General features: G+C 45.0%; 2 protein-coding genes. Both read left to right on the top strand.

Annotated elements, in window-relative coordinates:
- Positions 1-118 precede the first annotated feature (118 nt).
- Positions 119-535, top strand: a complete 417-nt coding sequence (locus EGI32_RS17725) for a RidA family protein (RefSeq protein WP_255156687.1) — start codon at positions 119-121, stop codon at positions 533-535.
- A 44-nt stretch (positions 536-579) separates the two neighbouring features.
- Positions 580-1,857, top strand: a complete 1,278-nt coding sequence (gene kynU, locus EGI32_RS17720) for a kynureninase (protein WP_255156686.1) — start codon at positions 580-582, stop codon at positions 1,855-1,857.
- Positions 1,858-1,956: the final 99 nt, after the last annotated feature.

The following is a 1,956-nucleotide window of genomic DNA, read 5'->3' as shown; positions in this document are numbered from 1 at the left end:
TTTTAATCTCTACCGCAGAGAACGAGAGTGGGCAGAGTTTTCGCAGAGTGATCTTCTCGGGTAATCTCTGCGCAAACTCTATTTACTCTTGTTCTCTGCGGTAGAAAAAAAATAACGAATGAACGAAATCATCAAAACCGAAAATGCCGCAAAGCCACTGGGCGCCTACCCACACGCACGCCGTGCAGGAAATTTATTGTTCCTCTCAGGCATCGGCAGCCGCCAGGCAAGTGACAATAAAATCCCGGGATTGGAACAGGATGCAGAAGGAAATATTTTAAAATACGATATCGAAGCCGAATGCCATTCCGTATTCGCCAACGTGAAAGCCGTGCTGGAAGCCAGTGGAAGCAGTTGGGACAAGATCATCGATGTCACCGTTTTTCTCACCAATATGAAAAAAGATTTTCCTGTTTATAATAAAATTTATGGCGAATATTTTTCCGGTGTGGAAGCCTGCCGCACAACAGTGGAAGTGAAAAGTCTTCCTACTCCAATCTGTATCGAATTAAAAGTGATTGCCCTTATTGATTAAATCATAACAACCCATAACCATCATAATAATCTGCGTTCCAACAAATGAAATTTGAAAACAACTTAGACTTCGCAAAGCATCTCGATGACAAAGACGAACTGAAAAGCTTTCGCGATAAATTTTATATCCCGTTGGTAAATGGGAAGGAATCAATTTATTTTACCGGAAATTCTCTTGGCCTGCAGCCTAAGACCACGCAGGATCATATCCTCAACGAACTGGAAGATTGGGCGAATTATGGTGTGGAAGGCCATTTTCACGCACGCAATCCCTGGATGCCCTATCATGAAAAATTTTCCGGGCAGCTGGCGGATATTGTAGGGGCATTGCCGCATGAAGTGGTCGCCATGAACCAGCTCACGGTGAATTTACATTTGCTGATGGTGACTTTTTACCGACCTACCAAACAGAAATACAAGATCATTTGCGAGGCTAAAGCTTTTCCATCCGATCAGTACGCACTCGAAAGCCAGGTAACATTGCATGGATTTAATTATGAAGATGCAGTGATAGAGATCGCCCCCAGGCAAGGCGAATACAACATCCGCACGGAAGATATTTTATCGGCCATTGAAGCACATAAAGAGAGCCTTGCGCTGGTATTATTTGGCGGGGTAAATTATTATACCGGCCAATTTTTCGATCTTAAAACGATTACCGAAGCTGCCCATAAAGCCGGTGTAGCAGCTGGTTTCGACCTGGCGCATGCCGCAGGAAATGTTGAACTTCAACTGCATGAGTGGGAGGTCGATTTCGCGTGCTGGTGCAGCTACAAATACCTCAATTCAGGCCCCGGTGGTGTTTCAGGCGTTTATATCCACGAACGTCATGCTACCAATCCTTCGCTGCCGCGGTTTGCCGGCTGGTGGGGTTATAAAAAAGACAGTCGCTTTGAAATGCATAAAGGCTTTGAAGCCATCCCTACTGCGGAAGGTTGGCAACTCAGCAATGCACCGGTATTGAGCATGGCTGCCCACAAAGCATCACTCGATATTTTTGAAGAAGCGGGTATGGCAAGGCTGCGGGCAAAAGGAAAAGCATTGAGCAGTTACCTCATGTTCATCCTCAACGAGATCAACGAAGATTCGCCGGAGAAACTGATCGAGGTAATAACACCGGCTAATGAGAATGAACGCGGTTGCCAGGTAAGCATGCTGATGTTGAAAGATGGAAAAAGAATTTTTGAAGCATTGAAAAAACACGGCGTACTCGCCGACTGGCGTGAGCCCAATGTAATAAGAGTGGCGCCTGTTCCTCTTTACAATAGCTTTGAAGATGTGTACAGATTTGGCGAAACGATACAATCATTTTTTGAAAATTGATCTCACCCTGTCAGCCTGAGCTTGTCGAAGGCGATGCAACATGCCTTCGACAAGCTCAGGCTGACAGTACTATCTAAAAGATATAGTATGCAAAAAGAA

The organism is Ferruginibacter sp. HRS2-29 (assembly GCF_024343615.1).
Lineage (GTDB): Bacteria > Bacteroidota > Bacteroidia > Chitinophagales > Chitinophagaceae > Ferruginibacter.
The sequence above is the reverse complement of the archived record's forward strand: the minus strand, read 5'-3'. Positions and strand labels throughout refer to the sequence as shown.

Coding starts and splice junctions, on each gene's coding strand:
- EGI32_RS17725 (WP_255156687.1), top strand. CDS start 119: ATGAACGAAATCATCAAAACCGAAAATGCCGCAAAGCCACTGGGCGCC.
- kynU (WP_255156686.1), top strand. CDS start 580: ATGAAATTTGAAAACAACTTAGACTTCGCAAAGCATCTCGATGACAAA.